This is a genomic window from Nocardioides sp. Root140 (genome assembly GCF_001426745.1).
Taxonomy (GTDB): Bacteria; Actinomycetota; Actinomycetes; order Propionibacteriales; family Nocardioidaceae; genus Nocardioides.
Genome location: NZ_LMFI01000010.1, coordinates 557,488 through 583,811, shown reverse-complemented (window position 1 = coordinate 583,811; position 26,324 = coordinate 557,488). Strand labels below are relative to the sequence as shown.

The window sequence follows — 26,324 nt, the reverse complement described above, 5'->3', positions numbered from 1 at the left end:
GTGGCGTGACGGGTGACCTGATGGCCGGTGCGTCAGTTGCTCCAGCTGAAGTCGTAGTGGATCCAGTTGGTGTCGGAGAAGTCGAGGGAGACGCCCTCGGCAGAGGCGTTGAAAGAGCCGACTCCGCAGTTGCCGTCGGTCCAGATGAAGCCGTCGGGCAGGGTGATGTGGGCCTCGTGCGGCTCGTCGGTCACCGGGTTCCGCATCGACCGTCCCTCGGCGCGGCCGACCCCCTCGATCTCCACGGCGGAGTCGATGCCGGCCTCGGTGATGTTGATCTGAGACTTGACCAGCCCGACCACGTCGTACGTCGTCCCGAGGATCTCCCACGGCATACCGCCGAGTGCACCGGTGTAGATCTGGCTCAGGGCCCCGATCTGGTCGTCGGTGGTCTCGGGCGCCACCACGAAGACCGCACGTCCGTTGCCGTCGTGGATGGCGTGCGGCCAGTCGATGATCGCGACCGCGGAGACTCCGGCGAGGTCGACGTCCCCACACCGGCCCTCGCGGATGACGTTGGCGACGAGCGCCTTGCAGCTGCCGTCGGAGGACGACGGGAAGCCGCTGAAGTTGCAGGTGCAGCCGGGGTTGCAGTTGCAGTATTCGTAGCCGACGCCAGACAGGTTCCAGCGCGTCGTGGGCCCTGCTTCGGTGGTTGTCATGGTGTGCCTTCCTTCTTCTTCAGATCAGATCGGACAGCAGGGTCGGGCTCAGCACGACGGCTGTTCCGAGGCCCAGCAGGGCCACCCCGAGCCAGGTGGCGAACGTGGCTCCCCATCGAAGGTTGCGTTCGACGAAGACGCCGACGGCGATCAACACGGCCCACCACGGGTTCATGGCAGCCGTCGCGACGAGCACGAGCATCAGGGCGACACAGCACCCGCAGCAGTAGCCCGCGTGCAGCAATCCGGCGCGGAATGCCCCGCCGGGTCGCTCGAGCGATCCGCGAAGCCGCATGAAGTAGGACATCGGGGAGCGACAGTGCCGCAGGCAGGCCCGCTTCAACGGAGTGAGCTGGTAGGCGCCGGCGAACACCAAGGTGGCGCCGGCCAGCCGGCGCGCCCATCCCTCGCCGTCCTGGAGAGGCATCGCCAGCTCCCGCCACAGCAGGTACGCTGGCAGCCCCGTGAGCGCCCACACAATGAGGTAGGCAGTGACGAACCATCCCGTCGGCGCGACCTTTCCCGCGGCGGCTGCCCGCTGGTAGAGCCGAACCACCGGGGTGACCGCCGGCAGCATCATCGCCGCCATCATCAACGTCCACGCGACCAGGAACGGGCCGAGGGCCATGACGGTCTTGGTGTCGCCCATCTCGCCGCTCATGTCGCTGCTCATGTCGCTGGTCATGTCGGCCGAGAGCATCGACGTCAGCCACCATGCGGCCGCGGCGCAGGCGACCAAGGTCAGCGTCAGGATCTCGCCGCTGATGCGAGGGGTGCTCGATCTGAGGTGGCTCATCTCTCGGCAGTCCCTGCTGAGGGCTCCCCGAGAGGGCGATTGGACGTGCGGTCGGACGTGCTGTTGTCGGCGCAAGGCTCGCTTTGCAACCTACGCCGACACGGTTCCGGACTCCATAGCCCGGCCGGGGCATTTGACGGGTCGACGTGCGCGTCGGAGGCTGTGGATCGAGTGTGGAGAACCTGGGTCTGGTGTGACGTGAGGGGGTTCTGTGAGTGGGTTCTCCACAGAAGCCTGTGGGACGGCAATTGTGGGTCTGACCTGCGGAAATAGTTCTCCACAGATTGAGTTGCACCCCTGTCGTTCGGTGGTGATCTCGGGAAGAATTGCTGCCATGACCACCATCTTCGACACCCCGTTCCCGGCCACCGCCGGTCACGGGTCGGGCGCGCTCTCGCAGGCGTTGCCCGGCGATGGGGGTGCGGGTGCGGTGCTGGCCGATGCGGTGCGGGCGCGAGGGCTGGCCGATGACGCGGAGCGGGTGTTGTTGCTGCGTGCGGTGCAGTGGGCCGACACGCACCCCACCGACGTCCTGGCCGAGGCGGCGTTCGGTGAGGAGGCGGCCGAGTGCCTGCCGTTGGTGCACTGGGCGGCGGTCGCGGAGTTCGCCGCTGCCCTCGGGTTGTCGACCGCGGCCGGTGAGCGGATGATCCATGAGGCGCTGGAGTTGCGGCACCGCTGCGAGCGCACCTGGTCGCGCCTGTTGGCCGGGGAGGTCACCGCCTGGCGGGCCCGTCGGGTTGCTGCCACCACGATCGGTCACCCCGACGACGTGGCTGTGTTCGTCGACGAGCACGTGCACCCGATCGTGCACAAGGTCGGGTTCATCAAGCTGGAGAGGTTGCTCGACGAGGCGTTGTTGAAGCTCTACCCGTTGGAGCGGGAGAAGCAGCGGGCTGCGGCCTTGGACCAGCGTCAGGTGCGGCTCCTGGAGGGTGTTTCCGCGGGCGGGGTCGCCTCGATCTTGATCTCGGCGGACCTCAAGGACGCCTACGACTTCAATGACACCGTCACCGCCCTTGCCCGGGCGTTGGCTGACGGGGGTTGTGAGGAGCCGCTGGACGTACGCCGGGCGTTGGCGGTCGGCATCTTGGCTGATCCGGCCCGGGCGTTGGCCTTGTTGGAGGGTGAGGAGGCACCGAGGCCGCGGCGCAAGCAGATGACCATCGTGATGCACCTCTCCGCTGATGCGGTGCACGGGATCGGCCCGGTGGGTCGGTTCGAGCGGGGCGACCAGCCGGTGGCGGCGGCGATGGTGGCCGAGTGGGCCGCCCGTGCCGACACCCGGGTGACGGTGCGCCCGGTCGTTGACCTGGCTGATCACGAGATGGTGGGTTCTTACGAGGTGCCCGAGCGGCTCAAGGCGCAGGTCGCGGGAGTCAACGGGTGTTGTGTGTTCCCGTTCTGCACCCGCCCGGCACGGGCGTGCGACTGCGACCACGTCGTGGCGCACGGGGCCGGTGGGCGCACCTGCTCCTGCAATCTGGCGCCGTTGTGTCGGCGTCACCATCGCCTCAAGACTCATACCGGGTGGGCCTATCACGCTGTTGAGGCCGGCACGTGGTTGTGGACCTCACCGCATGGGCACCGCTACCTGCGCGACTCCACCGGCACGAGTGAGGTGACTCGTCCCGGTGACGTACATGGCGACTTCGACGGATGCCTGCACACGCGGCCCCCCCGACAACATGGGGCCGCCGGACGATCCCGATCGCCCCGCCGGTCCCGGCGATCCGCCGACACAACGCTGGCGAGACCAGATCATGAACCAGATCGACCAACGGATCGCGGTGACCAGCCAGAACAGTGGCTGGCCCTGGCTCGATCCCGACTACGACCCCACCGACCTCGACCCGCGTGACTGGGCCGGTGTCCCTGACCCGCACGCGCCGGCGCGCTCGACGGAGCCCGGCTTCTGAGTTGCCGCGTGCTCGGGTCATGGCAGGCTGGGCCGGTGACTTCTGACTCGCTGCTGGGCTCTTGGATCGTGGAGGCTCTCGGCGTCGCCGGCCGCAGCGCGTCTCCGCTGGCAGTGGCCAAGCTCGTCTGGGCTCGCCACGAGCAGGACCTGCGCTCGGCCGGCGACCTGCTGTTCACCTGGCAGCTCGACCTGCGCTCCACTGCTGCGGAGATGGTCGCCGACGGTCGGCTCTCGGTCGAGAAGTCGGGCGACTGGACGCTGCCCGCTGGTACGGCGGCTCCGGCTCCTGCACGTCGCACGTGGAGCGAGGACGAGATCCTCGCCGTCGTCGAGGGGTACGTCGCCATGCTCCGCGCCGAGCACTCGGGTCAGCCGATCCGTCAGCGTCAGGTGCTTGCCGACATCGAGGTGAAGACGGGCCGCACTGGTGATCAGTTGGAGAGGATGCTGGCCAACATCTCGCACGTGATCCAGGAGCACGGCATCACGCCGTTGTCGAGCTACCGCCCGCGCTCCAACGTGCCAGCCGGCGTGCGTCCGGCGGTCGAGGCAGCACTCGGCGTCTGAGCGATTAGACATGGGATATTTTGATCCTCCGAGCCGATGTGCCAGAAGCGAGTCACTCCCCCTAGAATGACTCATTGCCGCGCACGCCCGCGGGCGAAGGCCTTTCGGTTCGCCCATGAAACATCGTCTCGATCAACGTCGGCGAGTGGCTCCTGGTCGAAGAATTCGTCGGCAAATGTGGTTAAGGCTTGGAACGACTGGGCGGCGAAGTCGCTGAGGTGAGCGATGGGGTTCTCGCTCACCGTGTAGCTCAAGCTAACGAACCGCGCGGCGTAGTCATCGGCGGCGAACGACTGACCCACCTCGGCCGCGATCCGTGCCGATGCGACCTCGGAGCCGTAGTGGCCCAGGAAACTGGCCATCGTCAGAGCTCTGTGGTTCAAGGGGGCATCGTCCTTGAGCGCAAGGTTCTTCATGAACCCCTCGAGCACGTCGCTGATCAAGTCTGCACGGAACTGTAGGACTGCAGGAGCCAGTTCGCTGTCGTCGCCGCTGGCGAGCCACATGACGTCGACGATGAGTTGCAGATCAGGACAGGATCGCAGGGCGGCTGCAACGTTTTCCTTCTTGATGTCGGAAGGAAGCGCCTTGACTAGATCCCGTGCCCAATGTGCGACACGCTGCTGCTGGCTCATGAGTGAGTTGGTTCGATCCGGAAGTTCGGACAGCAACCCCATCACGGCGGCCAGGAGATTCGGGTTGAAGGCCCCCGTAGCGCGCTCCTCATTCACTGAGAAGGACCATAGTTTGCTGATGGCTGTGTCGACTCGGTCCCCTACGTCAATGCTTAGCAAGCTTCGCAGTGGATCGGGATCGCCGTTGGATGCGGCAGCCAGCGCAGTGTAGGCATCATGGTCCGAGACGTCGTGCTCTGGAATGTTCTGGGCGAAGTAACGGTCGAAGTACTCGTGATGTGACGCCCTAGGGCGGTCAGGATCCACACCACCTGGATAACGAATGATCGGGAAGAGAATCTCAAGAATCTCCACTGCATGCGCTGCATCGGGATGCTCGGTCGACGGGTCGAGAATCCCGGTCCAGTCGAAGCTCGTTGCAGATGAGGAGCCGAACTTGTGCTGCCGACTGACAAGGCGCTGCCGATGTCTTGGGAGCGATTTGTACACGGCAGGGAAGTACATGCGAAGGAGGGTGAGGAGGATCAGGTCAACTACGTCGATCTCGTTTGGCTGGTGCAGAGGCAGGACAAGCCGCAGTTGTGCGCCGAATCGTTTAATCGCCCGGGGAGTGTCGAGGCACGTGGTCCAAGCCTCACGGATCGAAGCGAGCCGACCGTCGTTCGGGGTCACTACGTGCTCGCTATTCGACAGCGCCTCGTTGATGGCCAAATCAATCTGGCGGAGCGCCTGTCCGGATAGCAATGCCGGCAAATAGATCGGGTACTGGACGAACTTCTCCAAGAATTCACGCGAGCCCTGAGGGTGGTCCACGCTATTCGACGACGTCTCGATCGTTCGATGCAGACTCTCTTGGTCGTAGGCCAAGAGGTAGCTGATGCCAGCGAATCGGCCCACGAGCCGAATGACTTTCAATAATTCGAGCAACTCGTCGCCTTGGAGACGGTCGATGTCGTCGGCAACGACGAGGACGGGTGTTCTGAGGTCCTTCAGGGTGGCGCTTGCCTCCTTAAAGGATTCCGCCCAAGGCCTCTGACGCCGGAGCCACTTGCTGAACCATTGCGCTCCGCCCTTGGCGACGACACCCACATGAGGGACAAGAGCGGCGGCAGGTGATGAAACCTCAACGACGTCGGCCAGACCTGACCTGAACCTCTCGAACCTCTTCTCGGGAAGTGCTGACGCGATCGCTGCATAGAACTCCGCGAGCAGGCCGCTTGTGTCTCCGGCGGCCCACGGCGTGAATCTCACGATCTTCCATTCGGGCGCAGACTCCTTGAGCTCACCGATCGTAAGTTCAAGGACTGATGACTTGCCGCTGCCCCAAGGTCCAATGAGTCCTATGACGACGCTGGACTCCCACGAGTGGGTCTCGACGACCAGGTCTGCTGCGCGACGTGCAACGTGGCGTCTGCCAAGCGTGTCGTCGGATGCGGACGTGATGGGGTCGTCTCGCCAGACCGCGGGTTCCGCTGGGGTGCTGTCCGTCACGATTTCCCCCGGAGGTCATTGGAATCAGCGTGGACGGATTGTTCGTACGCGGTGGCCAAGGGCATCCAGACCCCCTGGACCGCGGCAAGCTGGGCGCTGAATGGCGCAATGCAGAGGAAGGTCTTGCTCGTCACGGAAAGACCCTAGTCGCTGCCGGGAGTCCGCCGCTGGACCACGCCGCTGCTCGTCCCGATTCGTGGTGAGCTTGCGCAGCCTGAATCCAGGCCGGCGCTCACTTTCCTGGTTGCCTGCGTCATACCGGACCGAGTCTGGCCAGACACTGATCCTGCAGTCGAGTGTCTAGTAGCCGCGAATGACCAGCGAAGTGACTCGTTCTTTCCTCCGCCGAAGGCGCCGTCGAGCAGGTGTGATCACCAGTCGGTCAGTCGACCCAGAGAACCGGTGAGCATGGACGGCCAGAAGAGCATTGGGACGACGGCCACGACGATCAGGAACGCGAGCAGCCCAAGCCATGGCCGCCCCTTCACGATGTGCAGGAAGCCGCCGATCACCGCTCCAGGGACCACGAAGGTGAGGCTCGCCGGCATCTTCAGGGCGCACCAAGCAACGGCGCCAACGTAGAAGGCCGCGCCGACGAGACGGGTCCAGAGCCACCTACGCACGGTCCGAACCTTTGAGGACTGACGGACGAGGCGCTGGTTGTCGGCCACATCCTTAATCGGAAGATGGCACGAGCGGCACATGGATGACGCAGTGGACACCTCGGTCGTGCAGACCGGGCACGTCAACGTGTCAGGCAACGCGGCTCCCTCAGGACACAGATGGAGCTGCTGATGCTAGGCCGGCGCAGGGGGCCGTGACCGACGCTTTCCAATACTCGAGGGGTGTGACGCAGCACCTCGCTATTGGGCCACGGCGCTGGCGTGATTGAAGAAGTCCATCGGCATCTCGTGAGCGAGCTTCCAGGTGATCGCGATGGGGCGATCGCCCGTGTGGCTGGCGTAGTGCGCGGGGCCGAGGAAGAGGTACGGCGACGTGCCGAACTCATCCTTCTGCTCGTGTCGCACGAACAGGAAGACCGTGCTGCTGCCAGAGAGATAGCGCTGACCAGTCGGCGATGAGACCGAGGTCGTTGACTGCGACTCCCAGTGGAAGAGGTCGCGGCTGATCGGATAGTCGGCATACATCGTGGTGGGGGAGTAGTCGGCCTCGGACTTCTTCAGTGTCACGAAGAACGAGTCGACGTTGTGGTCCGGCGAGTACCAAACGCCCTCACGGAAACTGTTCGGCTTCCGGGGGAAATCGAGTGCAGCGAGGATCTCTTCGCGTTGATAGCGGGCGTGCACGCGTAGTGGGATCTCCGGCGCTCCCAGCGGCACCGGAACGTGGCGAGCGGCTTCGAACGAGAGGCCCACGACTGTCGAGATCTCGGCCCTGACAGCCGGCTCCGACCGCAGGCCCTCGAGGCCTGCCGCGTAGGAAGCGTGGCCACCACCGTCAGACCACATCGAGTAGTAGAGCATCCGCGCCAGCTTCTGTTCCCGCGGCGAGAGTTCGTCGTACGGCGGAGCATCAGGGGCGAGCAGGGCTTGGTAGGCGCTGACCCGCAGCGGGTCGTCGACGTGCGCGAAGGCACGGACGCGCTTGAGCAGTTGTTGCTCGAGGACCGAGCCGGGGAGCGTGGGCAGGTCGGAGTCCTGGCGCAGCTTGGTCCACGAGTGACTGCCGCGTCGCAGGATGTCACTCAGCTCGAGGCCGGACTTCTCCAAGAACTCCGGCAGCGTCGCGTCGCCGGTGAGCTTCAGCTGAGCCACGATCTGCGCCCACCGGTTGGCGATCTGCGAGCGGAGGTTCTCCAGAACGATCTCCTGGCTCTGTCGGTCCAGGCGGATCTGACAGCCCGAGGGCAGGAAGGGGAAGTCGTCCTTGACGGCCTTCTCGAGCTGCTTCCCGTGAACGCCGGTGAGAGCTGTGAAGCGCTTGGAGAACTGGAACTCCTTGCGGTGATAGCCCACGAAGTCGAGCACGGTCAGCACGGCTTTGGTGTGCGTGCGGCGAAGGCCGCGGCCCAGCTGCTGCATGAAGATGGTGGAGCTCTCCGTGGGCCGAAGGAACAACACCGTGTCGACGTCGGGGATGTCGAGACCCTCGTTGAAGACGTCCACGGTGAAGAGCACGTTCACGTTGCGCTCTCGGAGATCGCGCAGCGCCTGGGCACGATCATCAGAAGCGGTCTCGCCGGTCACGAGGAGTGCCGGGATGCCGGCCTCGTTGAACACCTGGGTCATGTACGTCGCGTGAGCCACGTTGACGCAGAAGCCGAGGGCCCGCATTTGACTGACATCCCCGACTTTGTCGCGCACCTGCTTCAGGATGATGCGCGCACGCGCGTCGTTGCCGGTGAAGACGTCGGCGAGCTGCCCCTCGTCGTACTTTCCGCGCGACCAGGTGATGGCGCGCAGGTCGGTGCCGTCGGCGATGCCGAAGTAGTGGAACGGGCACAAGAGGTCGGCGCCCAGGGCGTCCCACAAGCGAAGCTCGGCGGCGGTGCGACCGTCGAAGAAGGACCGCACGTCGGTGCCGTCGCCGCGTTCGGGAGTCGCGGTCAAGCCAAGTAGCTCGCGTGGTGCCAGGTGATCGAGGATCCGGCGATACGTCTTGGCCTCCGCGTGGTGGAACTCGTCGATCACCACGATGTCGAACGCATCGGCAGGGATGTTCGCGACGCCGTAGCTCGTCAGCGACTGGACGCTGGCGAACACATGACTCCAGCGTTCGGGGCGCTGACCTCCGACGTACAGCTCCCCGAAGCTCCCGTCGCTGATCACCTCGCGATAGGTGCGCATCGATTGTTCGAGGATCTCTTTGCGGTGCGCGACAAACAGCAGTCTCGGCTGGCTGCCACCTGCCTGCTCGCACATCCGGCGGTAGTCCAGGGCCGCGATGACGGTCTTGCCGGTGCCGGTCGCGGCGACCACAAGATTGCGGTGGCGATCGTGGAGGACCCGCTCGACTTCGATCATGTCGAGCATCTCTTGCTGGTACGGATACGGCCGTACTTCCAGACCCGAGATGCTGATGGTGGCTCGATCGTGGGCTTTGATGCCCTTCGCCTCGAGCAGGGCGTCGTCGAGACGGTCGCCGTCCACGTCGGGGTTGTAGAGCTCGAACTCCGGGCTGTTCCAATACGAATCGAACGTGGCTCGGAACTTTTCGATCAGGCTTGGGGTCGATCGAGCACTGAGTCGGACGTTCCACTCGACGCCTTCGAGCATCGCGGACGTGGTCAGGTTCGATGAGCCGACGTACGCCGTGTCCAGACCCGTGTCTCTCCCGAACAGCCAGGCCTTGGCGTGCAGGCGTGTGCGCTTGGCGTCGTACTGCACCTTGACCTCGGCGCCGAAGTCATTGACCAGCCTGTCGAGCGCGCGTCGCTCTGTCCCGCCAATGTAGGTCGTGGTCACCACGCGAATGGGAACGCCGGCGTCGCGGGCGAGGGCGAGCTCATTCTCGATGAGTCGGAGGCCGTGCCACATCACGAACGCGCACAGCAGGTCCACGCGGTCGGCGGAATCCAACTCCGCTCGAAGCTCTGACGCCAATGACGGTTCGCCCTTGGCATTGGTGAGGAGAGCCGACTCGTTCATGGGGGTCTTGGGGCGGTGCTGCAACCTCAAGATCTTCCCCGGACCAGCGACCGGTCGTACGGCGTGCAGCTGCTGGAGCGGACTGAGGACGGGATCCTCGGGGTCTTCGATGGCTCGGAGTAGATCGTTCGCCACGGACAAGCGTGCTGCCGGGTCCTTGACTGAGGCAAGCCGGTGGTGCACGGCGGCGGCGATGTGCTGGGTGAGGACATGCGAGGAGTCGGCATCGTCGACCTTGCTGACCTCGGTCGCTCGTGCGAGCTCCGCGGAGATCGCCGCGTTCAGTCGATCAGTGACGATCGACTCGTGGAGACCGTCGGTGAGCTCGTGGTTGTGAGGCACCCCCGAAGCTTGCCAGGAGATATGGCGCCCGGCAGGTGTTCGGAGGAGAACGCGCCGCGGAGATCCTGTCGCAGGCGAGGTGTTCCCGCGCTCAACCGGATGGTGCTCGACATGGTTACAAGAGGCCATTCTGCTTCGTTCCGCGGACGAGAGCGCCGATCCGTCATATACAGAACGGAAGTCGCCTACAGGAAGCACCGTGATGTCCGTCAGTCAGCCGCCACCGTCGTTAGATCAATACCCGGGCTACTTCCCGGTCTCCAAGCCTCCATTCTGGAGCCGTCTGAAGGTTGGTGTGGCGGCCGGCGTGTGCGGCGTGGTGCTCGGCGCGATTGGTGGCGTTGGCGGTTCGGCGGGAGAGGAGCAGGCAGCGAAGGAGCCGACGAACGACGCTTCGTTGATCTCCGAGGCCGATGTCGACGAAGCCGTCGCGGAGGCCACCGAGCAACTGGAACAGGACCTCGGTGAGAAGGAAGACGAGATTGCCGCGACGAATGAGGAGATCACGGCCGCGAAGGACGATCTCAAGGTGGTCCGAGGCAAGCTAGTCGCGGTCAAGAAGTCATCCGCGGCCGCCAAGCGCAAGGCCGCCAAGGCGCTGGCGACGGAACGAGCGAAGGTCGCCGAAGCACAGGAATCGACTCCGGTTCAGACCTTTGCTGACACACCGGCCGCCCCGACCACAGACCCACAGTTCGGCACGTGTGGTGAAGCCAATGACAACGGTTACGGGCCGTATCAGAGCGGCGTGGATACGGAGTACGGATGGTACGACGACCGCGACGGCGACGGAATCGTGTGTGAGTCCTGACGTGGCAAGACTGTTCTCATCGTTTCGGGTAGCTCCAGGCATTCGACTCTCCACCAGCGGGCGAGGTCTGCGTGCGCACGTGGGACCACGGTTGATGAGGGCGCACGTCGGCGGTGGACGCTCGGGAATCTCCACGGGCGCTGGACCGCTGACCGCCTATCAGCCTCTCTCAAGTGGCGCGCCCCGCAAGACCGGCTCCACATCGGTCACGGCGACTGAACGCCACGAAGCTGCCCAACGGGCGTGGGCACAAGTGGATCGCCTTCATCACGGCATGTTCGCGCCCGCTGCTCGGCAGGTGGCGGTACCTGCTGTCCTTCCAAAGTTTGGAAAGCTTGTGGCGACCGCGGAGAAGCAAGAGCTCAGTGGCGTGAGTCCTGTCGATCGTGCTGCTCGCAAGGCGGGAAAGCAGCGAGCGCACGCGCAAGCCGAAGCTTGGGCTCGCGACCTGATGAACCTCGCCAATGCGACGTTCGCATCCGAGCAGGCCGCTTTCGATGCCTCGTGGTCGGACCTCCTGAACAACGATCCAAGTGCCGTTCTACGTGCTCTTCGCGAGGCGCTCTCGGTGTCGGCGGCGCCAGCGCATGCTGTGACAGCAACAGGCGGAATCGCTGGCTTGGTTGTGTTCGCGCCGTCTCCACAAGAACTGCCTTCCGAGAAGCCGTCGTTCACGGCGCGTGGCACGGCCACTGCATCGAAGATCAACAAGACCGACCTAGCCGTGTTGACGAACAAGGCGATCGCAGCCCGGATGATTCTGGTGGCGCGGCAGTGCTTTGCAGCGGCTCCGAACTTGGCGGGTTGTCGCGTCGTGGTGGTGGACTCCGAGAAACGCTCCCCAAGGCTCGCCGCGACGATCGACCGGATGATCTTCGAACGCAACAGCGGAGGCGCTGAGCCGTTTGCTGCGATGAGAGCGTCATCGGTTGAGGTCATCACCAAGCCCAGTGGAAGGACTGGCGAGCTCGGTGCTTTGAAGCTTGATCCAGACTCCGAATACGCGGAGATTCTCGAGAAGGGCGTGTAAGCGCGCCACGTAATGCCATGCCTCGCACCTGTTCGCGAAAACGAGTCACACGCGCACTTGATGCGGGCTATGTTGCCGAGAGGGCCACATCGGGGAGGACCGAGCAATGACTGAAGAGACCTGGCACCAAGCACGATTGATTCCGACTTCGGGAATCTCGGGCGCAGAGGAACAGGAACGCCGGGCGACCTCTGCCCTTCTGGCGGTTATGGGTGTGGTGAAGGAGTTCAGCCGCACCGTCCTGGCTCCGCTGGGTGCACCCGCTGGCAACGTCGAGACCTTCATCGAGGTGCCGTTCGCGCTCGGAGAGAAGCGGCTCTACCCCGACGGACTGATTCGGGTCACCCGTGGCTCGCGCACCTGGACTGCCCTGGTGGAGGTCAAGACCGGGAAGAACGATCTCCAGACCGAGCAGTTGGAGAACTACCTCGACATCGCACGCGAGCAGGAGTTCGACGCACTCATCACGATCAGCAACGAGATTCCCGCGATCGTTGGACAGCACCCCACCAAGGTCGACAAGCGCAAGCTCCGACGGGTCGAGATCTTCCACTGGTCGTGGTCCTACCTTCTCTCAACTGCCGTCGTGCAGAAGGAACACCGCGGAGTCTCCGATCCGGAACAGGCATGGATTCTTGGCGAGCTGATTCGCTACCTCGAGCATCCCAAGTCAGGCGCGCTGGAGTTCGTGGACATGGGCCAACATTGGGTTGGTGTGCGCAATGCGGTTGCCGACGGCACGCTGAGAGCAACCGACAGGACCCTGTCCGATGTGGTGTCCCGATTCGATGCACTGATTCGATTCGCCAGTCTTCAATTGGGCCGTCAACTCGGGACCGAAGTGGTGCCCTTGCTTTCGCGCAAGGAACTTGCCGATCCTGCTTTGCGATCCGCTTCCTTGACCGAGTCGGTTGTTGCCACAGGTGATCTCGGCGGCGCTCTCCGGATCCCCAACGCCATCGGCCCGGTACACCTCACCGCGAATCTGCGCGCTGGGCAGATCACTTGTCATATCGATATCGAGGCTCCCAAAGAAGGGCGCTCCACGACGCGTGTCAATTGGCTGGTTCGTCAGTTGAAGCACGCGCCCGCGGACGTTCGCGTCGAGTCATTCGTAGTCAATGGTCGTGGCGCTGGTGCCGCCGAACTATTGAGTTCTGTGCGTGAGGATCCCGCCCTGCTGATCCTCGATCCGAAGCGGGATCTCAAGTCGTTCAGGGTCGCGCGAACTGTCTCGATGGGCGCCAAGGGTGGTCGTGGAAGAGGGTCGTTCATCGATTCCGTGCTCGACCTGATCGATGGCTTCTACGGTGACGTTGTTCAGCACCTCAAGGGCTGGACCGCGGCTCCGCCAAAGTTGCGGGAGCCGGAACCCGCCCCCATTGCGCTTCCGCCGGCACTGAACTCGACGGCCTTGTCATCGCAGGATGGACCCGAGACGGACTCCGATGGCTCGTCGGATTCGGCGTCCTCGCCCACTCCAGTCCTCGCCTGCGCGGTGGAAAATGCGGTAGCGCCGGTCTAGCAAGGAACGTCAACGATGAGTTTCGGCGTACAGACTGGTCTTCTCCGGCATCCACCAACTACGGAAGGCTCCAGCGATGTCTCGCAACGTCAGTGCTCACCTCTTCTACTCGGTCAACGGCGTGGTCGAGTCGCCCAACCTGTTCCAGTTCGACGCCTTCGGCCAGGAGGAGGGCGAGCGCATGGGCGCGGCCCTGGCTCCGGTCAAGGAGATCGTGATCGGCCGCAAGCTCTGGGAGGAGTGGCGCGACTACTGGCAGGGTCCGGGCGCCGGCGACGAGTTCGGCAACTTCATCAACCCGATCCCCAAGCACGTGATCAGCTCGACGCTGGGCGATGACCTCGACTGGAACTCGACGCGCATCTCCGGCGACCCGGTCGACTACGTCAAGCAGCTCAAGGAGGGCGAGGGCGGCGACATCTCCGTCGTCGGAGGAGTCGAGACCGTGCGCTCGATGTTCCTCGGCGGCGCGATCGACGTACTCACCCTGACCATGCACCCCGCGGTCACCGGCGAAGGTCGCCGGCTCTTCGACGACTCCACGCCGCTCACCCGTCTCGAGCTGGTCGACTCTGGTACGTCGAGCCTGGGCAACGTGTTCCTGAACTACCGCCTCAAGCCGCAGGACTGATTGCGCGCAGTCGACCGACGTGTTCTCCACAGGTTGAAAATTCGGTCTGGCGCTGGTTTCTCTTCCGGCGTTCACTCATGCCATGCCGAAGTCCCGAGGGCGACAGGGTCGCCACAACCGTCCCAGCCAGAACGTCCGGTCCCCGCGCGGACAGGCCAGATCGCGTGTCAGGGTCTCCCCGCCGAGCGAGCTTACGTCCGACATGAGAGCGGTCATGGCCGCCAATGAGCGCGAAGCCGCTGGTGACGCAGATGCGGCGATCCGCGTGATCGCGGACCACCCGACAGATCCTTCGAGCGAGCCGTTGTGGAGCCCGTGGCGCGTCGACCGACTGGGGCAGATCGCGGTGTTCAGGCGGTGGTTGCCGCCCTGGGTCTTCGGGCGCTGGATCGTGCGGCAGTCTGCGAACCAGATGACCCGCACCTCAATCGAGCGCACCGTCCGGGCCGTGGAGATGACCGTCGAATCGCGGGGCGAGTCCCCGGCCGACCTGTCGATCAGCCGAATCACGCGCATCGGCGATCGTGACTGGATCGCCATGCAATTGGCCGTGCACGATCTCGGTGGGCTGGCCGAGTTCCTCGCGAGCGGTCCGGCCGTCGCCAACCTGGCGGGAGATGTCCTCTCCTGGGTCGGCACGCCTATGCGCGGCTACCGATTGGTGGGGGAGACCGATCATGAACTGGTGTGGAGGGAGCTGGCCGCAGACGTCGAGGTGACCACCATCAACCTCGGCACGTCGGCGTCTGTCTCGGCCGACGGGTTCGTCATCGGTCGGATCGTGGAGAGTGACGGGCTACGCCTCTTCGACACCGCGCCCTGCCCTGTCACCGAGTCCCTGGCCCGGGCGGTTTCCTCGAGCCCGCGGCACTGGCTCGATGCGATCAAGGACAGTGAGGATCCAGAGATGGTGGGAGCGCTCGCCGCCGGACAGGACGCACCTCTGTTGACCGATGTCCCCGAGCATGTCTGGGCCGACCTGACCGCCGACGACATCCTGTCCCAGCTCCGCCACCCCGATGATGACGTGATTGACCCGCACTTGATGGGCGCGGTCCTGTTGTGCTTCGAGTCGTGCGTGGAAGTTGCTGGCCAGTTGGGACCGGAGCACGCGCGGGGGTTGGCGTTTCTCTCCGAACGGCTCGACGGGCCGGTCTCCAACCTCTGCGCCGACCTGGCCTCGGTGGTCCGCAAGGCCGCCTGAGCAACGTAGAAGATCGAAGTGCTACAAAGTGCTACATTCGAGGGCGTGAAGAGCATCAGCCAGCGAGAGCTGCGCAACGACAGTGCCGAGGTGCTGCGGAATGTGGAGCGGGGTGAGTCCTTCCTCGTCACGAGGCGCGGGGTTCCGGTCGCGGTGATCGGTCCGGTCCGTGCGACCGATCTCGCGTCGCGTCCGGCGAGACGGCGCAACGCGTTGGCTGCCTTGCCTCGGGTGCGCTCCTCGCTCTCCACCGCCGGCGTTCTTGACGACCTCCGGAGCGATCGTTGACCACCTGGTACGTCGACACGTCCGCGGCGCTCAAGTTGCTGGTCGAGGAGCGAGAGTCGGCAGCCCTCGTCGCCGCTGTCGAACAGGGTGAAATCGCGCTGGCCGGCACCTGGTTGGTCGAGACGGAGCTCCGTCGGGCTGCCGGTCGCATTCCTGCGCTGACGCAGTCGATGGTCACTGACCTCCTCGACGAGTTCGACCTCTACGAGATGCCGGCGTCGCTCTACCGGGAGGCCGGCCTCCTCCTCGGCGACAGTCTCCGGTCACTGGATGCCTTGCACCTTGCCGCCGCGGTCCGCATCGGCGTCGGCGGAGTGTGCACCTACGACCTCCGGATGCAGGAGTCCGCCGAGAGGCTCGGACTGCCGGTCCATATGCCTGGCCGCTCCTCCTGACATCTGCCCTGGCCCGGGCTCAGGCGGGCAGTCGCTGACCCAACAGCCGCGCGACTTCACCAACTGAGTCGTAACCCCAGTTGGTGAAGTCGCTTGAGAGCGGGATCCGCCGGTCCCCCCGGTCGGCGGACCCCGAGCTTGTGGTCAGGCCGCCGGATGACCCGGACCCGGTGGGAGCGGCAGCGCCTGACTGAATCGCGGTGCCCACGGTTGCCTGCTCTCGGTGGTCAAGGCGATCAGTGCGAGCCCGAGAACGGCGAGCATCATGAGCAGGCCCGGACGCTGGTCGCTGGCTGCCTCGAGCAGATCGTTGTTCTGCTGGGCCTGGATCGTCAGTAGGTTCTTGGCGGTCCACCCGTTCACCACGGTCTGCTGCGGAGCTCCTTCCGTCAACAGGTTGTTGGCGTCGTCATCGCTGAGCGCGGACGCGATGTCGTCCTTGTGGTCGGCCGCGCTGACGTCGTCAGGCGCTGCCACGAACCACACGACCGCCGCCGCGATCGCCAGGACGAGTCCGCCGACCCTGCGCACGATGCTCATCGCTGCCACACCCAGTCGCCGCAGCCCGACAGTTCCAGGTACTGGCCGTCAGACACGCTCAGGATTGCCGGACCTGAGACGTTGTTGTTGTCTGCGATGTCGCTGGTGTCGGTGCTGTTGAGCACCGCGTAGTAGCACTGCGAGCCGCCGATCGTCTTGTAGGTGCCGGCCTTGATGTCTGCGCCGACCTCCCAGATTCCGTCGCCGGACAGCGTGTTGTTCGCGATGGTCTGCTCGACCAGGCCGACCGCCTTCTCGCGCTTGCCGACGGACTTCTCCTTCTTCGTGACGGCGGCCTCCCGAGCCTTCACGGAGGCCTCGGCCTCGGTGACTGCCGCCTCGCGAGCCGGGATCTCGCCGGCGATCGTCTCGAGGTCGGCCTGAGCCGTCGTGAGGTCTGTCTTCGACGTGGCGAGCTCGGTCTCGGTGTCGGACAGGACCGACCGCGCGGCGTCGCGCTGGTCGACGACCGACTTGTACTCCGAGGTGGTGGTGACGTCGGTCGTGCCGGCACTGGCCGCACCGAGGCCGAGGCAGACGAACCCGACCGCCAGGGCGATCACCCAGGTCCGTTTGTACCAAGCCGGCTTCTTCGCCGGCTGCGGCTGCATCCACTGCTGGCCCATGGTGTGCGTGCCCTGCGTTCCGTCGTACGACGGCTGCTGCTGTGCGCCGTACGGCGCGGTGTTGTCGTTCATGTCGACCCCCGGTTTGAGTTGCTCTGGACAACTCGGACTGTCCACGGCACCACCGACAACGACGCCGATCTGTCTAGACCACAGCGACCTTCGGCTGGTTTCGCCGACGGAGACCGTGGCCTCCGTCGGACGTCGAGGCCGAAAATTGGGGAGGCCGCGTCCCGGCGGTATCCGGCTCCCCAGCTGCGGTTCCTCACCGGCAACGAGGCCTCCAGCGGGGTGGCCCGAGCTCAAGGGAGCACCACCATGTCCGAGTTCAAGCGGTCCGACTTCCACCAGAAGGTCGCCGAGACGCTCATCAACAGCGGAGCGATCGACCTGAAGCAGATGACGACGGTCTTCCAGGAGTTCGCCGAGGAGGCAGTTCTCTCCCGGGAGGACCTGACTCTCATCATCAACAAGAACTTCCTCATCAATTGCGGCTGGCCCGGCCCGGAGCTGGACCTCGGCCAGTTCCAGGGACGCGGGTGAACCCAGCAGCTGAAGCGCGGCACTGGCTGTTGCACAGCCTCGAGCTGTGCACGGCCAGCGTCGGCGCGGCCGGGTGGGACCTGCCGGGAGTGGAAGGGCTGCGGCCTCTGCGGCCGGTCAAGGTGTACGCCGAGGCTGCGCTGCTCAGCCGGTGCACGGGCCTGGTCGTCGACCCCACCGACTCACCACTGGTGGCCGCCGACGAACAGCTCAGGCAGCGGATCGCAGACGCCTTGGACATCGACAAGGCACGCCTCATGGTGGCTGTTGATCCCGGCACGTTCGTCGACCAGGTCTTCCCCTTCGCCTTGCTGGGCACGCGAGACGAACGACTGCGTGCGGTCGCCCAGGACCTGCACACCCTGGTCGACGGCGTCGATTCCGGTGACGAGCCCTCCGCCTTCGACCGCCTCGAGCGCCGCTGGCTGCGCGCGATGGCGTACGACGAATCGCCTGCACCCACAACGATCTGCGGGTCCGTCCTCTCCCGTGGCGCCGACCTCCTGCACGGCGATCTGACCGCTGCCTACTCCTTCACCCACGCCATCGCGCACGCCACCGACCTGGGCACGCGCCGCGCGTCGTACGGACGGCCACTGGGAGCACTGATCGACGAAGCCGACGCCCTGCTCGGTCAGGCCCTGGCCGCCGAGAACCACGACGTCGCCGCAGAACTGCTCTGGACCTGGCCCATGACCGGGACGCCGTTCTCGCCGTCGGCCGCGTTCGTGCTCGACACGCTGGCCGCGCGGCACGCGGAGCACGGCTTCCTGCCCGGGCCGGAACACGATCCGGCCGTCCATAGTCGAGTCGGCGACGACCACCTGATCCAGTCCAGCTACCACACCGGAATCGTGTGGGGTGTCCTCGCGACGGGCCTGCTGGCCGGCGCATCGTGCATGCTCGCGGACGTGTCGTCGTACGCCGACCCGATGCCGTTGCTGCACCGCGCCGACGGTTCGTGGGCCGATCGCCTGCGTGCGCTGCCGGTCCGCGAGAGAGCTGCCTGCACACCGCTGGTCCTCGGCGCCGAGCTCCGGCTGTGCGTTGCGCGTCGCGACCTGGTCGGCGTACGCCGAGTGCTGGCGTGGGCCGCTGCGTACGGCTGGAGCGAGCTGCCGTCGGTGCAACAAGCCAGCGACCTGCTCGCCCGCGTCGTGCACGCCTCTCAAGCAACAGGTGTCGGCAGCTGAGCCAGCTGTCGTGCGTGAGGTCAGACGGTCGGACCTCCGAGCGGGTCGCCCGAATGCGTCCCGCCAGTCGAGCCGCCGGCCGGGCCACCAGCCGGGCCGCCGGTCGACGAGTTCGCCGCCGACTGCTGCAGCCTGGCCAGCTGCTGGGCGGCCGCCTCACGGCCACCGAGCCCGAAGGCCAGGGCTGCGGCCAGGGCGCCGCCGATGACCACGGCACCGAAGCCGAGCTCGATGATCGAGTCGGCGATGCCCATGAACTTCAGGCCCATGGCCGCGAACAGCACGATCGTGGCGCCCTTGATGATGGTGCCACCACTGCCGGTGGCCAGCCTGGCGAGCTGGTTCGCGATGAGTACGCCGACCGCGATCACGGCGGCACCGAAGATCACGCGCCCACCGAGCTCGAGGATCGCGCTGAGGAACTCGGTCACCTGCGGGAACTCCAGCAGCTGCGCGGCCATCACGGCGAAGAACAGCACGATGCCGACCTGGGCGATCTTGGCGATCGCCGGGGTCGCGCTCTTGTCGGCGGGGAGGACCTCCATCGCGTGCAGCGAACGGTCGACGCCGAAGCCGTTGAGCAGCTCCTCGAGCAGGTCGCCGGCGAAGCGTGCGATCACGACACCGATGCCGAGCAGCAGCGCCGCGGCGATGATGTTCGGAATCGCGGTGAAGATGGTGTTGAGCATCTGCTCAGCGGGCTCCGAGATCGAGGAGATGCCGAGGACCTGCAAGGCAGCAATGGCGACGACGATCATGATCAGTGCGTAGAGCACGAGGGCCAGCGTCTTGCTGATCGAGGTGTTGCCGGTGACTTCGTCGGCACCCGCCCGGTTGAGCCACTTGTCGAAGGGCAACGCACCCAGCGCCGTCTCGACGAGCTGTCGCACCACCTTCGCCAACAGTGAGCCGACGACGAAGATCAGTGCCGCACCGATCAGGTTCGGGATGAAGCCGGTGACGCCGTTGAGCAGGTTCTGGATCGGCGCCAGGGTCTGGGTCAGTCCGAACAGCTGCAACAGTGCTATCAGGCCGAACATCCAGACCAGCAACGAGCCGATCGTGCCCAACGAGGCGCCGATGCTCTCGCCGTCGGACCCGGCCTTCTGCAGCACGGTGACCTTCTGGGTGGCCTTCACGAACGCGGCCTGCACCAGCTTCGCAATCAACCAGGTGACCACCAGGATGACGATGGCTGCGGCGACCTTTCCGGCCAGCCCTGCCCAGTCGACGTCCTCGAAACTTTCCTTGAGTGAATCCATTTCGACATCTCCTCCCAAGCGGAGAATCCGTACGACGATCGAGGTCGGCGCCCGCCCGAGATGACGGGCGCAACGATCGTCGCCTTTTTGTGACGTTATCGCGAAGCGGTCGAAGCGCGAGCGAATCGCCAGCCCCGTCTCACGATCGGCACGACACCTTGCACAGCACAACAAAGAGCCCGACAAACAGCACCGGTCCGCAGCCACGAGGTGACTGCGGACCGGTGTGAATGCTGCGTGGAGCTACAGCGCGATCAGCGCCGGAACGGTGAGCACGGCGGCGTAGTAGCCCATGAACTGCACACCGGAGTGGACCCCGAGCAGACGGTTCATCAACCCGCCGATGAGACCGACGGTCACGGTGACCAGCACGGCCAGCAGCCCGCCCTCGTAGAGGCAGATGACCAGGATCAGCCCGGCGAAGGCGCCGATGATCGCCTCGTGCGAGACGTTGCGCATCACCCAGGACGCCGCACGGTGGGCGTTGGTCATCGCGAACGGGTAGGCGACCAGCGCGGCGATCGCCACGGCGAGCAGCCCGAAGACCAAGAACTCCCACGTGGAGAGCAGGTCGTGCAGGTTGTGCGTGGCACCGGTCTCGGCGTTGACCGAGTAGACCGGCGGCGCGTTGAACAGCGGCGCCGCGGGTCCGGCCGCCATCGGCGACAACGGCAGGCCGAGGGCGATCAGCGGGATCAACGTCTCGGCGATGTACGTCGACTCGGTGGTGCCGTTGCGCACCGACATCATCGTGGTGAGCCGGTGGTAGCCGTTCTTGATCCGCGACCCGGCGAGCTCGCCCATCATCACGGTCATCGCGACCGGCGAGAAGACGAACGTCGCACTCGAGACGACCGCGGCACCCGAGGTGTAGGCAAGCTGCTTGCGGTCCAGGACCTTCAGCGGGTTGGGCATCCGGCCCTTCCAGGTGCGTACGTCGGGAGCGAGGTCGAACTCCGACGGCTTGGAACGCTCGAGGGTCTTGCGGCCCGACGGGGACATCGCGAGGAACAGGTCCGCGATCAGCGGGCCGGTGGCGATGCCGAGGAAGAAGCTGATGCTCAGCCCGTGGCCGAGCTGCTGGGTGACGAACAGGTTCAGCCCGACGACGAGCAGCACGAACGGGAACAGTGCGGCCATCGCGGCCCAGCGGCCCTTCGACGTGAACGCGATCAGCAGGGCGGCACCGGCGAAGATCCACGGTGCGGCGTCGCCGATCTCGTCGGCGATGGGGGAGAGCAGCGTCGCGAAGAGCACCGCGAACGGCACCGCGATGAACGCCGAGACCACGCCGCCCGAGATCGCCTTGCGCAGCGCGATGTGCGGCACGCCCAGGTCGCGCAGCTGTTGCGCGTCGGCGAGCATCGGCACCGCCATCGTGTCGCCCGGGATTCCCAGCAGGGTGGTCGGGATGGCATGGGTGATGTGCTTGGCCACGACGCCGGCGAGGAAGAAGCTGAACACGCCTGAGGCCGGCACTCCGAGGAGCACGACCAGCAGGGTCAGCGGTGCCACGACGGCGGTCTCGTCGGTGCCGGAGACCAGGCCGATGGCGGCGAACGCGATGGCGCCGATCAGGCCCATGCCCAGGGCCCAGAGGAATGCCTCGATCATGCCGTCACCTCTTCCTGGCGGTCACGGTGTGCCTCGACGAGCACGTCGTACAGGCCGAGGGAGCGGAGCTCCTCCTGCACTTCACGAGCCAGCTCGGCCGGGTCGGTCCACTCGCCACCCTCGGCCGCGATCGCGTCGAGCGCCGCGCGGCGACCCTCGAGCGTCGCCTCGACCTCGGTGACGACCCGCTTCGGCTTGAACAGGCGCGCCGAGATGACGGCCGCGACAAGGCAGGCGCCGAGGCCGACCAGCAGCGCGTAGGACTGCGCCAGGGTCTGGTCGTCGACGGTGCTCTCGAAGATCCGGCGACCCAGCAGGAACGTGGGCGTGGCGATGCCGATCCCGAGGGCGATAGCGCCGGTCATGTGGCGGGAGTCGACGGTGTCGCCCCACACCTCGATGAGACGGGACATCAGGTGAGCTCCGATCGGTCAGTGATGCTGGGCGCGAGCGCGGTGACGACTCGCGACGGAGAGGGGCGGCCGAGGTGGCCGGCCAGCCAGGTGCTGGTCTCGACCAGTGTGGTGAGGTCGACGCCCGTGTCGATGCCGAGTCCGCGCAGCATCCACGCGAGGTCTTCGGTGGCCAGGTTGCCGGTGGCGCTGAGCGCGAACGGGCACCCGCCGACTCCGCCGGTCGAGGCGTCGAACTCGGTGACGCCCACGGTGAGTGCGGCGTACACGTTGGCCAGTGCCTGGCCGTAGGTGTCGTGTGCGTGCAGGGCGATCCGGTCGACGGCGATGCCGGCGTCGACCAGGGCGCGTACGACGGCGCGCACGTGGCCGGGGGTCGCGACGCCGATGGTGTCGCCGAGCGAGAGTGAGTGGACGCCGGTCTCCATCATCGCGACCGAGGCCTCGACCACGGCGTCGACGGGCACCGGACCCTCCCAGGGGTCACCGAAGACCATCGACAGATAGCCGCGTACGTCGACCCCGGCGGCCAGCGCGTCCTTCGTGACGAGGGCCTGGGCGGCAGCCACGTCGGAGCGAGGAGCGCCGAGGTTGGCCTTCGAGAACGACTCGGTGACGCTGGCGAAGACCGCGACCTCACGGGCTCCGGCGGCCAGCGCGTCCTCGAGCCCACGCGCGTTCGGCACCAGCACGGGGTGGCGGACGCCGGCGTCGAAGTCGGTCAGGGCGGCGAGCTCGCGGGCGTCGGCCAGCTGCGGGATGCGCTTGGGTGACACGAAGCTGGTCAGCTCGACCGTCGACAGGCCGGCGCCGACGAGTCGGCGTACGAACTCGGCCTTCACCTCGACGGGCACCGGCACCTTCTCGGCCTGCAGTCCGTCGCGCGGGCCCACCTCGTAGATGCGCACCGCCGACGGCAGCTCGGGATCCGGGACCGCCATCGGCAGTCCGAGATCGACGGTGGAGGTCATCCGGCGCCCCGGATCTCGGCGAGCACGGCCTCGGCACGGTCGTGGCGGAACGCCTTCTCGGCGATCAGCGTGGCCACGAGCGGGCCGATCTCGTCCGAGGTGGCGCCGACGGCGATGGCGATGTTCTTCGCGTGGAGCGACATGTGGCCGCGCTGGACGCCCTCGCTGGCCAGCACCCGGAGGGCGGCGATGTTCTGGGCCAGGCCGACGGCGGTGACCAGCTCGGCCAGCTCGGCGGCGGTCTGCACACCGGTGATCGCGACGGCGGCACGGGCGCCGGCGTGGGTCTTGGTGGCCCCGCCGACCAGGCCGACGGGCATCGGCAGCTCGAGGGTGGCCACGATGTTGCCGTCGGCGTCCTTCTCGAACGTCGACAGCGAGGTGTAGCGGCCGTCGGGACCGACGGCGTGGGAGTGGGCGCCCGCCTCGACGGCGCGGGTGTCGTTGCCGGTGGCGAGGACGACGGCGGAGATGCCGTTCATGATGCCCTTGTTGTGGGTGGCGGCGCGGTAGGGATCGGCCGCGGCCAGCCGGTAGGCGTGCACGATGTCGTCAACGACCTTCGCGCCACCGAGCGACTCGGCGTCGAGCACGGCGCGGGCCCGGGCCAGGCGCAGGTCGGCCTTGTTGGTGAGGATGCGCAGCACGACCCGGCCGCGGGCGATCTCGGCGATGCGGTCGGCGACGGCCTCGGCCATCGTGTTCACCGCGTTGGCGCCCATCGCGTCGCGTACGTCGACGACGAGGTGCGCGACGACGTACGTCTCGTCGACCGACTCGACGGTGCGCACGATCAGGTCCTTCACGCCGCCGCCGACCTCGGCCAGCTTCGGGTCCTGCTCTGCGGCCAGCTCCATCAGCTCGTGGCGTGCCTCGAGGATGCGAAGGCGCGCGGCCGAGGGGTCGACCACGTCGACGACCTGGATCTGGGCCTGCATGATCGGACCGGTGCTGCTGGTGTGGAAGCCGCCGAGGGTGCGGGCCATCCGGGCGCCGTTGCTGGCCGCGGCGACCACCGAGGCCTCCTCGGTGACCATCGGGACGAGCACGTCGCGGCCGTTGACGGTGAGGTTCGCGGCGACACCGATCGGCAGCGAGAAGGTGCCGATCACGTTCTCGCTCATGTGGGAGGCAGCGTCCACCGAGAACCCGGCGGCGTCGAACGCGTCCAGCTCCGTCACGTCGATGCCGGCGACCTCGGCGACCGCGTCCCGGCGCTGGTCGACGGTCAGGTCGCGAAATCCGGAAATTCTGCTGGTGGCCACGTGCTGCTCCTCGAAAGTTGGGGTCAAGTTCTTCGACCTTCCTAGGAAAGCCCGGCGTGATCGTGAGGCACATGTCCGAACTGGACACACTTGGGGCCGTTCGTGTGGCCGTTCAGCGTTTGAGCTGATGGAGGCGCAGTGCGATGCCGAGCCGGAACTGGCGCTCCGGGGTGCGCCAGTCGTCCCCGAGCAGGGTCCCGATGCGCTCGAGTCGCTGCTTGACCGTGTTCGGGTGCACGAAGAGGGCCTCGGCCGCCCGGGTCACGCTGGCGTGCTGCTCGAGGTACGTCGCCAGGGTGGCGACCAGTGCCGATGCGTGCGTGGAGTCCCAGGCGATCAGCGGCTGCAGCTGGTCGGTGATGAACCCGCTGGCGCGCTGTGCGCCGCCACCGAAGAGCACGAGGTACGGCGCGTAGGCCCTGGCGGTGACCGCGCCCTTCGTGACGCCGATGCCCGGGAGCGCCTCGGCCAGGGAGGTCACGGTGTCGACCTCGGCCGGCATCTCGCGCATCGGCACGGGGTCGCCGGCCACGACCAGCCCCGGCGACTCGGTGCCGGTCAGTCGCCGGGCCACCCGGTCGGCCAGCTCCTGCGCATCCTCGTCGGAGCGCACGAGGGCCAGCACCCCGGTGCCGTGCTGGGCCACCAGCCACTGCGTGTCCATCGCGGCCAGCGAGCGGGTCAGGCTCCAGCGCTGCCGGTCCCAACCGTCGACGTAGACCGGCAACCAGTCGCCGTCGAGCACCACGCCGCGCTGCTTGGCGCGTTGCTGCAGCGCCGTCCAGTCGGCCCGCCCGGACACGAGGTCGCCCACGAACTCGCCGCGGACCCGCTCCTCCGCGTCGGCCATCGCGTCGCGTTGCATCGTGACCAGGGCGTGGATCTGGGCCGCGCGCTCGATGGTGCGGCGTTGCACGTCGTCGAGCTCGTCGCCGCCTCCCACGAGGAGTGCGCCGAGGAGCGTGGACCCGGCCATCGCGGCGACCACGCCGTCGGGAAGGTCGGGGGAGTCGAGCCCGACCCAGTGCGCGGTGTTGCGGCTCTCCTCGACCGCGGCGACGATCTCGGGACGCAGTTGGTCGTCGACCCACCAGGCGTCGAGGCCGGTGCCGGCGACGCGCACCAGGTCGCGGTCTGCGGCAGAGACCTCCCGGCCCAGCGCGCGGGCCAGCGACTCGACGATCGCCGACGAGCCTTCGCCCGCGAGCACGAGCCGGGTCAGCTCTTCGTGGAAGGCGGCGGACGCCTCCATGGCTGCCGCGCGACGCTCGGCCTCGGCGCTGGCCGTGGCGGCCTTCGCTGCTGCCGTGCGTTCGGCCTCGAGCAGCCGCGCCGTCTGCAGGATCACCGCGCCGTGGTTGGCGAACGCGGTCAGCAGGGCGATCTGGTCGGTGCTGAAGCCGTGGGTGGATCGGTCGGCGGCGAACAGGACGCCCAACACCCGGTCGGAGGAGATCAGGGGCACGCCGAGGATCGAGCGCATGTGCTCGGCCTGGACCGCGGCGGTCACCTCCGAGTCGCGGGGGAACGCGCCCTCGTCGTACTCGTCGGTCCACTGGGGGCTGCGGGTCTGCACGACCTTGCTGGCCAGGCCGACTCCCGCGGGAACGCGGAGGCCGCGCATGTTGGCCGACACGGCGCCGCGGTTCGCCCGCACGAAGAGCTCGTCGGTCTCGGCGTCGTACTCGGAGAGATAGGTGACGTCGGTGCCCATCAACTCGTGCGCGCGATCGACGAGCTTCTGCAACAGGGGTTGCACGTCGCGCACGCCGACGAGCTCACGGATGCTGGACATCAGCGCCGACAGCTCGCGGTCGCGGGACCGCAGTCGGTCGAGCCGGCCGCGGGCGGCGATCAGGGTGCGCGTGGTGTCGTCGTCGAGCCCCGCAGCGGCGTCACGCAGCTGGTCATCGGAGACGGGCCGGTCGGCGATGACCAGCTCGGCGAGGGCCCGCAGGTCCGGCGTGCTCATGGGCGAACGATAGCGGCCC

The 26,324-nt window shown here is 66.6% G+C and carries 24 protein-coding genes; 11 read left to right on the top strand and 13 right to left on the bottom strand.

Going from position 1 to position 26,324, the window contains the following annotated elements; genetic code table 11:
* Positions 1 to 32: 32 nt before the first annotated feature.
* Together ASD30_RS13190 and ASD30_RS13185 are read right to left on the bottom strand one after the other, a co-directional pair.
* Positions 33 to 662, bottom strand: coding sequence for a DUF1326 domain-containing protein (locus tag ASD30_RS13190; RefSeq protein ID WP_056681987.1), 630 nt, complete (start codon positions 660 to 662; stop codon positions 33 to 35).
* A gap of 19 nt (positions 663 to 681) precedes the next feature.
* Positions 682 to 1,458 (bottom strand): DUF2182 domain-containing protein, encoded by a 777-nt coding sequence (locus ASD30_RS13185; RefSeq protein WP_056681984.1) that lies wholly within the window; start codon positions 1,456 to 1,458, stop codon positions 682 to 684.
* Between the two features lie 334 nt (positions 1,459 to 1,792).
* Between ASD30_RS13185 and ASD30_RS13180 the strand changes: the two genes are divergently transcribed.
* Both ASD30_RS13180 and ASD30_RS13175 read left to right on the top strand, forming a co-directional pair.
* Positions 1,793 to 3,319 (top strand): HNH endonuclease signature motif containing protein, encoded by a 1,527-nt coding sequence (locus ASD30_RS13180; RefSeq protein ID WP_056681981.1) that lies wholly within the window; start codon positions 1,793 to 1,795, stop codon positions 3,317 to 3,319.
* 93 nt (positions 3,320 to 3,412) lie between these two features.
* Complete coding sequence (locus ASD30_RS13175; RefSeq protein WP_156393641.1) at positions 3,413 to 3,946, top strand: hypothetical protein; 534 nt, start codon at positions 3,413 to 3,415, stop codon at positions 3,944 to 3,946.
* A 71-nt stretch (positions 3,947 to 4,017) separates the two neighbouring features.
* Here the strand turns inward: ASD30_RS13175 and ASD30_RS13170 are convergent, their stop codons facing one another.
* From ASD30_RS13170 to ASD30_RS13160, 3 genes are all read right to left on the bottom strand, one after another.
* On the bottom strand, positions 4,018 to 6,072 hold the full coding sequence (locus ASD30_RS13170; RefSeq protein ID WP_162250963.1) for a KAP family NTPase: 2,055 nt from the start codon (positions 6,070 to 6,072) through the stop codon (positions 4,018 to 4,020).
* A 371-nt stretch (positions 6,073 to 6,443) separates the two neighbouring features.
* Positions 6,444 to 6,743 (bottom strand): hypothetical protein, encoded by a 300-nt coding sequence (locus ASD30_RS13165; RefSeq protein WP_056681971.1) that lies wholly within the window; start codon positions 6,741 to 6,743, stop codon positions 6,444 to 6,446.
* Between the two features lie 192 nt (positions 6,744 to 6,935).
* On the bottom strand, positions 6,936 to 10,022 hold the full coding sequence (locus ASD30_RS13160; RefSeq protein ID WP_056681968.1) for a DUF3427 domain-containing protein: 3,087 nt from the start codon (positions 10,020 to 10,022) through the stop codon (positions 6,936 to 6,938).
* A 202-nt stretch (positions 10,023 to 10,224) separates the two neighbouring features.
* Between ASD30_RS13160 and ASD30_RS13155 the strand changes: the two genes are divergently transcribed.
* From ASD30_RS13155 to ASD30_RS13125, 7 genes are all read left to right on the top strand, one after another.
* A complete protein-coding gene (locus ASD30_RS13155; RefSeq protein ID WP_082563954.1) occupies positions 10,225 to 10,833 on the top strand; it encodes an excalibur calcium-binding domain-containing protein in 609 nt (202 codons plus the stop codon).
* Between the two features lie 274 nt (positions 10,834 to 11,107).
* Positions 11,108 to 11,863, top strand: a complete 756-nt coding sequence (locus ASD30_RS26615) for a hypothetical protein (protein WP_156393640.1) — start codon at positions 11,108 to 11,110, stop codon at positions 11,861 to 11,863.
* 106 nt (positions 11,864 to 11,969) lie between these two features.
* Positions 11,970 to 13,388 (top strand): hypothetical protein, encoded by a 1,419-nt coding sequence (locus ASD30_RS13145; protein ID WP_056681961.1) that lies wholly within the window; start codon positions 11,970 to 11,972, stop codon positions 13,386 to 13,388.
* 76 nt (positions 13,389 to 13,464) lie between these two features.
* A complete protein-coding gene (locus ASD30_RS13140; RefSeq protein WP_056681958.1) occupies positions 13,465 to 14,019 on the top strand; it encodes a dihydrofolate reductase family protein in 555 nt (184 codons plus the stop codon).
* Between the two features lie 214 nt (positions 14,020 to 14,233).
* The gene (locus ASD30_RS13135) at positions 14,234 to 15,223 is read left to right on the top strand and encodes a hypothetical protein (protein WP_056681955.1); all 990 of its coding nucleotides are present in this window, start codon (positions 14,234 to 14,236) and stop codon (positions 15,221 to 15,223) included.
* Between the two features lie 45 nt (positions 15,224 to 15,268).
* The gene (locus tag ASD30_RS13130) at positions 15,269 to 15,511 is read left to right on the top strand and encodes a type II toxin-antitoxin system Phd/YefM family antitoxin (RefSeq protein ID WP_056681952.1); all 243 of its coding nucleotides are present in this window, start codon (positions 15,269 to 15,271) and stop codon (positions 15,509 to 15,511) included.
* On the top strand, positions 15,508 to 15,906 hold the full coding sequence (locus tag ASD30_RS13125; protein WP_056681949.1) for a type II toxin-antitoxin system VapC family toxin: 399 nt from the start codon (positions 15,508 to 15,510) through the stop codon (positions 15,904 to 15,906). The genes ASD30_RS13130 and ASD30_RS13125 overlap by 4 nt, the downstream gene beginning before the upstream one ends.
* Before the next feature lie 144 nt (positions 15,907 to 16,050).
* On the opposite strand, the gene ASD30_RS13120 is transcribed toward ASD30_RS13125, so the two are convergent.
* Together ASD30_RS13120 and ASD30_RS13115 are read right to left on the bottom strand one after the other, a co-directional pair.
* Positions 16,051 to 16,446: a hypothetical protein gene (locus ASD30_RS13120; protein WP_056681946.1), complete on the bottom strand. Its 396-nt coding sequence runs from the start codon at positions 16,444 to 16,446 to the stop codon at positions 16,051 to 16,053.
* Positions 16,443 to 17,144, bottom strand: coding sequence for a hypothetical protein (locus tag ASD30_RS13115; protein WP_056681943.1), 702 nt, complete (start codon positions 17,142 to 17,144; stop codon positions 16,443 to 16,445). The genes ASD30_RS13120 and ASD30_RS13115 overlap by 4 nt, the downstream gene beginning before the upstream one ends.
* 246 nt (positions 17,145 to 17,390) lie before the next feature.
* Between ASD30_RS13115 and ASD30_RS13110 the strand changes: the two genes are divergently transcribed.
* Together ASD30_RS13110 and ASD30_RS13105 are read left to right on the top strand one after the other, a co-directional pair.
* On the top strand, positions 17,391 to 17,615 hold the full coding sequence (locus tag ASD30_RS13110) for a hypothetical protein (RefSeq protein WP_056681940.1): 225 nt from the start codon (positions 17,391 to 17,393) through the stop codon (positions 17,613 to 17,615).
* Positions 17,612 to 18,808, top strand: a complete 1,197-nt coding sequence (locus ASD30_RS13105; RefSeq protein ID WP_156393639.1) for a DUF6895 family protein — start codon at positions 17,612 to 17,614, stop codon at positions 18,806 to 18,808. Before ASD30_RS13110 ends, ASD30_RS13105 begins: the two co-directional genes overlap by 4 nt.
* Before the next feature lie 20 nt (positions 18,809 to 18,828).
* Here the strand turns inward: ASD30_RS13105 and ASD30_RS13100 are convergent, their stop codons facing one another.
* The 6 genes from ASD30_RS13100 to ASD30_RS13075 form a co-directional block, all read right to left on the bottom strand.
* A complete protein-coding gene (locus tag ASD30_RS13100; protein WP_082563820.1) occupies positions 18,829 to 20,070 on the bottom strand; it encodes a mechanosensitive ion channel in 1,242 nt (413 codons plus the stop codon).
* A 243-nt stretch (positions 20,071 to 20,313) separates the two neighbouring features.
* Positions 20,314 to 21,684: a tripartite tricarboxylate transporter permease gene (locus ASD30_RS13095; protein WP_056681932.1), complete on the bottom strand. Its 1,371-nt coding sequence runs from the start codon at positions 21,682 to 21,684 to the stop codon at positions 20,314 to 20,316.
* Complete coding sequence (locus ASD30_RS13090) at positions 21,681 to 22,097, bottom strand: hypothetical protein (RefSeq protein ID WP_056681929.1); 417 nt, start codon at positions 22,095 to 22,097, stop codon at positions 21,681 to 21,683. Before ASD30_RS13090 ends, ASD30_RS13095 begins: the two co-directional genes overlap by 4 nt.
* Positions 22,097 to 23,068: a hydroxymethylglutaryl-CoA lyase gene (locus ASD30_RS13085; protein WP_056681927.1), complete on the bottom strand. Its 972-nt coding sequence runs from the start codon at positions 23,066 to 23,068 to the stop codon at positions 22,097 to 22,099. Before ASD30_RS13085 ends, ASD30_RS13090 begins: the two co-directional genes overlap by 1 nt.
* Entirely contained in the window at positions 23,065 to 24,333 is a 1,269-nt protein-coding gene (locus tag ASD30_RS13080) for a hydroxymethylglutaryl-CoA reductase, degradative (RefSeq protein WP_056681924.1), read from the bottom strand. The genes ASD30_RS13085 and ASD30_RS13080 overlap by 4 nt, the downstream gene beginning before the upstream one ends.
* Positions 24,334 to 24,445: 112 nt before the next feature.
* Complete coding sequence (locus ASD30_RS13075; protein ID WP_056681921.1) at positions 24,446 to 26,305, bottom strand: helix-turn-helix domain-containing protein; 1,860 nt, start codon at positions 26,303 to 26,305, stop codon at positions 24,446 to 24,448.
* Positions 26,306 to 26,324: the final 19 nt, after the last annotated feature.